A 6,657-nucleotide genomic window follows, 5' to 3' on the forward strand; every position below is an offset into this window, starting at 1 on the left:
GGCCTATCCCTTCCCGTTTGCTTTCTCGACGGCCTCCCGCACCTCGGCCAGGGAGACGTTGTGCCGCCGGGCGGCCCGCCTCATGTCCTCGTGCTCGGGCACGCCCCTGAGGAGCCGCCCGCCCCACCTAGCCTCCTTGACCCGGACCGTCCCCAGGGGTGTTTTCACCTTCCGCACCGACCGCGCGAGAACCGCCCGCTCCGCCCTGTAGCGCCTGACGCCCAGGGTCGTGGTCTCCCGGAAAAGGACCTCCGTGAGCACCGGCACGCTCTGGGGCCTGGAGAGGACCGTGAAGAGGATTCCGGGCCTCCCCTTTTTCATGATGGCCTGGGTGATGGTCACGTCGAGCGCCCCCTCCTCGAAGGGCGGAAGCGGCCCGAAGCCCGAGGCCAGCTCCCGGGCCAGGACCGCGCCGGTGGGGGTTGTAAGCTCGGGGCCCTCCGTGCCGTAGACGGGAAGCCCCCGGGTCAGCTCCGCCGTCACGGGGGCGGGCACCGGCATGGTGCCGTGGGCCGTTGGGGTTTCGCCGCCGCCCACGTTGAGGGGCGAGAACCGGACGTCACGCGCCCCCAGCGCCTCAAGGCCGATGAGGGTGCCCATGACGTCCACGATGCAGTCCACCGCCCCCAGCTCATGCAGGTGCACGGCGTCCCACGGCATCCCGTGGACCCTGCCCTCCGCCTCGAAAAGTGCGGCGAAGATGTCGAGGCCTTTCTTTTTCAGGGCGGACGGAAGCCGTGCGCCGGCGATGATACCCTCCACGTCCTTCCACCGCCTCCGGCCCTTGTCGGTGACGACCACGTCCACCTTGGTGGCCACGAGGCCGCCGCGGCGGACCTTCCGCTGCCCCAGGGCATACCCCTTGAGGGGGAGCTTCCCGAGCCCTTCGCGGACCCTGGCAAGGGGAACTCCGGCGCTCACCAGCGCGCCCAGGCACATGTCGCCGCTGATGCCGGAGAAGCAGTCAAACCAGGCCGTCCTGGGGGGTGGCTTTCTCATGGCGCGCCCCCTCCGGCCGGAGACAGGCCCCCCAGAGGAGGGACGGGCATCTCAGCGATTGCCCTTTTCCACGGGCTTCAGGCCCTCCAGGGAGAGCTCGAAGTTGGGCTCCGCGTCCCTGACCTCGGGTAAGCGGCCGAACTCCTCGAGGGCGTCCTTGACGCTCTGGCCTTTCCGGAGCTTGATGCGGTAGATGCCCAGGTCTTCCATGGCCTTCAGGACCTCGGCCTCGTGCTTGTGGATAACGGCGAGGGCCTCCTCGGGGCTCGTGCCCTGCACGAACTTCACGATAAGCTCGCCCGGCGCGTACATGCCCTCCCGCTCCACGAAGGCCCTTCGCTTGTTGTGGGTTATTTCCCGGAGGTCTTCGGCGTCCTTGACCACGTGCGGGGTGAGGAAGACCAGGAGGTTGGTCTTGGCATGGCTGGTGGTCTTGAACTTGAAGAGCCATCCCAGCAGGGGAATCCTGTGCAGCAGGGGCACCCGGGTCTCGGTCACCTCTTCCCTTTGCTGCATGAGCCCGCCGATGACCACGGTCTGCTTGTCCTTGACGCTGACGACGGTGTTCGTGGAGCGTTTCCGGGTGGTGGGCCCCACGGTGGTGAAGACCTGCTCCGAGGTCTGCAGGACGTTGGATATCTCCTGGTAGACTTCCAGCTTCACGAAGTCCCCCTCGGTTATCTGGGGGGTAATCCTGAGAATGATGCCCACGTCCTGCCGTTCGATGGAGGCAAAGGGGACCTCGTCGCCGGTGGTCAGACCCCGCTGTATCTTGGAGATGAACGGCACGTTCTCGGCAACGACGATCTCGGCCTCGGCGTTATCGGAGGTCAGGATCTGCGGGGTGGAAAGCACATTCACCGCGTCCCTGAACTCGTCGAGCTGGAAAAGCGCCGCGTACTGCGGAACGCTCAGGTCCACCGTCTCGCCGCTGGGGTCGGTCACCTGAAGGTTGAAAAACTGGGCGAGCCCGCCGGCCGTCAGGCCCGAAAGGCCCTGGACGATGGAGGCCATCGTGGAGCTGTCGATGGTGCCCACCCCCGTGATGAAGACGGGTTCCCCGTTGTGGCGGGTAATGGCGCGCCACTGGGAGCCAAGGTCCCGCAGCTTGTCCAGGGAGGCCTCCACTATCATGGCCTCCACATAGACCTGCCGGCGCTTTATGTCCAGCTTCTTTATGACGGCCTCCAGGCTCTTGTAGTCCGCGGGGGAGGCCACGATGACCAGGGAGTTCGTAGCCTTGTCCGGCGTGATGCTTATGTCCAGGGAACGGAAAACCCCGCCGCGGGCGGCGGCGGGAGGCGCCCCCGGCTGGCCGGGCTTGGCCGTTCCGGCCTCCACCAGCTTCGTCAGGACGTCGGCCATCTCCTCGGCGTCCGCGTTTTCCAGGAAGTAGACGTTTATGGTGCCCTGGGTCTCCTTCGGAGGCAGGTCCAGGTGCTTGATGAGCCTCTTCATGGCCTCCCGTTCGCTCTTGCTCCCGAAGATGACCACGGCGTTGAGCCTCCGCTCGGCGATGGCCTTGCTCGCGGCGGGCTGCCGCGCCGCCCGGGCCTGCTTCTGGATGCCCTCGTTCAGAATCTTGGCCACGTCCTCGGCACTGGAATGCTCAAGGAAGACCACCTCCGGCTCCTCGCCGATAGTGGGGCGGTCGATGACGCTCAGGATGCCCAGTATCTTCTGCACGTTCAGGCCGGTGTCCAGGACCAGGAGAAAGTTCCCCGGACCGAAAGACGCGATATAGCCCGTGCGGGAGACCACCGGCTGCAAGAACCGGAGGGCATCGTCGGAGGAGATGTTCTTCAGCTCGATGAGGCGCGCGATGTAGTTATCGTTGACCGGCGGGCGCTGCCTCGTCACTTGCACGCCGGACTGCCGGGCCTCGGAAGCGGGGGCTATCTTGTAGGCGTCCACCCCGGATGGCAGCAGGGCGAAACCCTTCAGGTCCAGCACCGAGCTGAACAGGTTGAAGGCGTCCTCGGGGCTGAGCTTGGTCGGGGCGATGATGGTAATCTTGCCCCTTACCCGCTCGTCGAATATGAAATTCTTGCCCGTGACCTCGCTGACGAACTTGGCCACCGCGGGAATGTCCACGTCGACGAAATTGAAGGTGACCCCGCCCGCGGGCGGGTCCGTGCGCTCGGCACGGGCGTGCCCGGCAAGAAAAAGGGCAAACGCAACGAGAAGAAAACACAAGACCGCTCTGGAAGGCCGTCTTTTCGTCATGACCTCTAATTTTGATTTACCGAATCGTGTATGTCAAGGTCATTTTTTCTCCGCCGCGCACGACGTCCAGTTCCACCTTGTCCAGTCCCCGCAGGGCCGTGAAGGCCTGAAGGGCCACTTCGGGGTCCGAGAGCTTCAGGTTGTTGACCGCGCTCAGGACGTCTCCGTTGCGGAGCCCGAGGTTATCGTAGATGCCCCCGGAGCGCACCTCGCTGATGATGAACCCGTCCTGAACGCCGTCCACCACATGCGGAAGAAGGCGCGCGTCCGTCAGGACGTGCTTGGGATTGGCCAAGGAGGCATCTATGGCCTCTTTGTCCACGACGTAGGTGTTCTCCCCGGTCTGCCGGGCGAAGTCCTGGCGGGGTGGAGCCGCCGTGTGCCGCGACGGAGGGGGCTGCGCGGGCATCTTACCGGGCATCTTAAGTGTCTTTGCCGCCGCCATGGGTGAGACCTCGGCCAGGGGGACCCGCGTTTCGGCTCCGCCGCCCTCGTCGATGACGATCTCGTTGGTGCCCACCCTGAGCAAGCGGCCCGCCCCGGGGACATGCTGTCCCGTCCTGAAAACCTCCTGCGTGCCGGACTGCCCGCTCACGATGGCGTACCCGAAGCCCCCGGGCCAGGCCACCGTTCCCAGGAGCTTCAGGTTGGAGGCGGCTTTGGGGCGGGCCTTCTCGGCGGCGACCTTCGCCCGGCTGGCCGAAAGTGGGCTGAGCTTCCCCGCGGGGAAGCCGAAGACATTGTTTGAGAGGATGGGGGCGTAGCTCATCAGCGGCTCCGCCCCGGGACGCCCCTGCACGCGGGCCTCGCCTTTCGGCGCGGCGTCCTCCGCACCGGGGGCCGAAAGGAAAAACTTCACCGCATCCCGCGCCAGGAGAAGAAGCGCCAGGACCAGGGCGGAGACCAGAAGGACATGCAAAGCCGTGACCGCCCTCCGGGGCGGAATGGCAGGTATTCTTATAACGCCCCTTCTCAGATCATAGCAACGATAGCAAAAGGGAAAAGACGTGTCAAAAAAGCAGCCTTCCCCTCTTCTATATTACCATTTGCCGGGCCTTGGGAGGCACAGTGCAGACCGACCTCCCCGGCCTGCCGGGAGGAGAGGTTTGACTTTGTTTTTCCCCGCGGGGTAATTTTAAGAATGGACACGAATACGAAGATGGCCCTGGTGGCGGGCGTTTTTGCCCTTTCCCTGCTTCTGAACCTCCCCATGGGATACCTGAGGAAAAAGACGAGGAAATTCTCCCTGGCATGGTTTCTCTGCATCCACGCGCCCATCCCCTTCATCTACGCCGGACGGGTCCTTTCGGGGCTGGACATGATTTTCATCCCCCTGTTCGTCGTGGCCGCCGTCCTGGGTCAGGTCCTGGGCGGGAGGCTTAATCTCTAGCTGTAGGGCTTCGATGCTCCAGAGCCGCCTCCTCGCCCCCGGGGACGTCAGGTTGGCCGAGGTCCCCGTCCCCGAGCCTTCCGCCGGCGAGCTTCTCATCGCGGTAAAGGCCGCCCTCACCTGCGGCACCGACCTCAAGGCCTTCCGGAGGGGGCACTCCCTCATCCCCATGCCCGGCCCCTTCGGCCACGAGTTCTCCGGGGTGGTGGCGCGCAGGGGCAAGGGCGTGCGGGGCTTCAGGGAGGGCCAGGCCGTCATGGCCGTGCACAGTGCCCCCTGCCTGACGTGCCGGTATTGCAAGAGAAAGCTCTTCAACCTCTGCGAGAGCATCATGGAGACGAAGGTCCTCGGCGCCTTCGCAGAGTACGTCCTCCTGCCCGCCCACGTCGTCCGCCAGAACGTCTTTCCCAAGCCCCGCCGGCTTGACTTCGCCGAGGCGGCCCTCCTGGAGCCCCTCTCCTGCGTGGTCCATGCCGTGGAGCCCCTGGGCGTAAAGGCGGGCCAAACGGCTTTCGTCATCGGCGCGGGACCCATCGGGCTTCTGCACCTCCTTCTGCTCAAGAGCCGGAGGGCCCGCGTGGCGGTGGCCGAGCCCGTTCCCCCCCGCCTGAGACAGGCCAAGAAGATGGGCGCCGACGCCGCCCTGGACACTCCGGAGAAGGCAAGGAAGCTTCTCTCCCGCCTTACGCCGGGCGGGATGGGGTTTGACTACGTTTTCGAATGCACGGGGAGGCCCGAGGTCTGGGAGAAGGCCGTGGGCTACCTCAGGCGAGGCGGGACGCTGGTTCTTTTCGGCGGCTGCCCCCCGGGAAGAAGGGTTGCCTATGACGCCCACCGCCTCCATTATGACGAAATAACCCTCAAGGGCGACTTCCATTACACCCCCGCGGACGTCCGGACGGCCTACGGGATGCTGGCAGGGGGGAAGCTTCGCGGTGCGGGGGAGCTTATCTCGGACTCCTTCCCCCTTGCCAAGCTCCCCCGGGCCTTTGACCTCCTCTCCCGGGGCAAGGGGATAAAGTACGCCATCCTCCCCGAGACCCCGGGGGCCTCCGGGGCCGGAGAGGCGCGGTGAAGGCAGCGCGGCTTTACGGCTTCTGCGACATACGGGTGGAGGAGGTCCCCGTCCCCCGTGTGGGCCCCGGGGAAGCCCTCATGGCCACCCGGGCCTCGGGCATCTGCTCTGGCGACGTCATGCCCTGGTACATAGAGCGCAAGGCCCCCCTGGTCCTCGGGCACGAGGCCGCGGGAGAGATAGTGCAGGTGGGCGACGGGGTGCGCTCCTTCGGGGCCGGCCAGAGGGTGTTCGTCCATCACCATGCCCCCTGCTTCTCATGCCCCCGGTGCCGCCGGGGGGATTACGTGCAGTGCGAGACATGGCGCCGAAGCCGCATCGAACCGGGCGGCCTGGCCGAGTACGTCCTCATTCCGGAGGTGAACCTCGAAAACGACACCCTCCTTCTGCCCGATTCCGTGAGCTATGAGGACGGCACACTGGTGGAGCCCCTGGCTTGCGTCGTCAAGGGCCTCAGAAGGGCCGCCATGAGGCGCGGCGACACCGCGTTGGTCATCGGACTGGGCACCATGGGGGTTCTGCACACCCTGGTGCTCAGGAAATTCGGCGCGGGCACGGTCCTCGGGGCCGACAGGGTCCCCTTCAGGCTCGCAAGAGCCCTCGAGCTTGGGGCCGACAGGACCCTCGATGCAGGCCAGGAGGAGCTTCACCTGTCCGTGCACAAGGTCACCGGCGGGGAGATGGCCCACCTGGTCGTTGTGGGCCCGGGCACGCCCGAAGCCCTGCACGAAGGGCTCCGGTGCGTGGCCCCCGGGGGGACCGTGCTCATGTTCACACCGCTACAGCCCGGAGAGCACCTGACGATTGAGCCCAACGAGCTTTATTTCAGGGACGTCAGCATCGTGACCAGTTACTCCGCAGGCCCCGCCGAGACGGCGGAGGCCCTGGAGCTCATCGCGGAGGGCGTGGTGAGGGCGGAGATGGTCGTCACCCACCGGTTTCCCCTCGAGGAGGCCGCCCGTGCCTA

6 protein-coding genes are annotated in these 6,657 nt (G+C 65.9%); 3 read left to right on the forward strand and 3 right to left on the reverse strand.

Going from position 1 to position 6,657, the window contains the following annotated elements; genetic code table 11:
- Positions 1-3 precede the first annotated feature (3 nt).
- From P8Y39_00900 to gspC, 3 genes are read right to left on the reverse strand one after another with little or no spacing between them, the layout of a single operon-like run.
- On the reverse strand, positions 4-999 hold the full coding sequence (locus P8Y39_00900; GenBank protein ID MEJ2190891.1) for a LarC family nickel insertion protein: 996 nt from the start codon (positions 997-999) through the stop codon (positions 4-6).
- 51 nt (positions 1,000-1,050) lie between these two features.
- Positions 1,051-3,225, reverse strand: coding sequence for a type II secretion system secretin GspD (gspD, locus tag P8Y39_00905; GenBank protein MEJ2190892.1), 2,175 nt, complete (start codon positions 3,223-3,225; stop codon positions 1,051-1,053).
- A gap of 16 nt (positions 3,226-3,241) precedes the next feature.
- Positions 3,242-4,144, reverse strand: coding sequence for a type II secretion system protein GspC (gene gspC / locus P8Y39_00910; GenBank protein MEJ2190893.1), 903 nt, complete (start codon positions 4,142-4,144; stop codon positions 3,242-3,244).
- A gap of 222 nt (positions 4,145-4,366) precedes the next feature.
- On the opposite strand from gspC, the gene P8Y39_00915 reads away from it, so the two are divergent.
- From P8Y39_00915 to P8Y39_00925, 3 genes are all read left to right on the forward strand, one after another.
- On the forward strand, positions 4,367-4,615 hold the full coding sequence (locus P8Y39_00915) for a hypothetical protein (protein ID MEJ2190894.1): 249 nt from the start codon (positions 4,367-4,369) through the stop codon (positions 4,613-4,615).
- A gap of 13 nt (positions 4,616-4,628) precedes the next feature.
- Entirely contained in the window at positions 4,629-5,690 is a 1,062-nt protein-coding gene (locus P8Y39_00920) for a zinc-binding dehydrogenase (protein MEJ2190895.1), read from the forward strand.
- Positions 5,687-6,657: alcohol dehydrogenase catalytic domain-containing protein (locus P8Y39_00925; protein ID MEJ2190896.1), on the forward strand; the 971-nt coding region annotated here is incomplete at its 3' end. The genes P8Y39_00920 and P8Y39_00925, both read left to right, overlap by 4 nt.

This window comes from Nitrospirota bacterium (genome assembly GCA_037386965.1).
Taxonomy (GTDB): domain Bacteria; phylum Nitrospirota; class Thermodesulfovibrionia; order Thermodesulfovibrionales; family JdFR-86; genus JARRLN01.

Excerpts from the sequence above, each read along its gene's own strand:
- P8Y39_00900 (MEJ2190891.1), bottom strand. The coding sequence starts at position 999 with ATGAGAAAGCCACCCCCCAGGACGGCCTGGTTTGACTGCTTCTCCGGC.
- gspD (MEJ2190892.1), bottom strand. The coding sequence starts at position 3,225 with ATGACGAAAAGACGGCCTTCCAGAGCGGTCTTGTGTTTTCTTCTCGTT.
- P8Y39_00915 (MEJ2190894.1), top strand. The coding sequence starts at position 4,367 with ATGGACACGAATACGAAGATGGCCCTGGTGGCGGGCGTTTTTGCCCTT.
- P8Y39_00920 (MEJ2190895.1), top strand. The coding sequence starts at position 4,629 with ATGCTCCAGAGCCGCCTCCTCGCCCCCGGGGACGTCAGGTTGGCCGAG.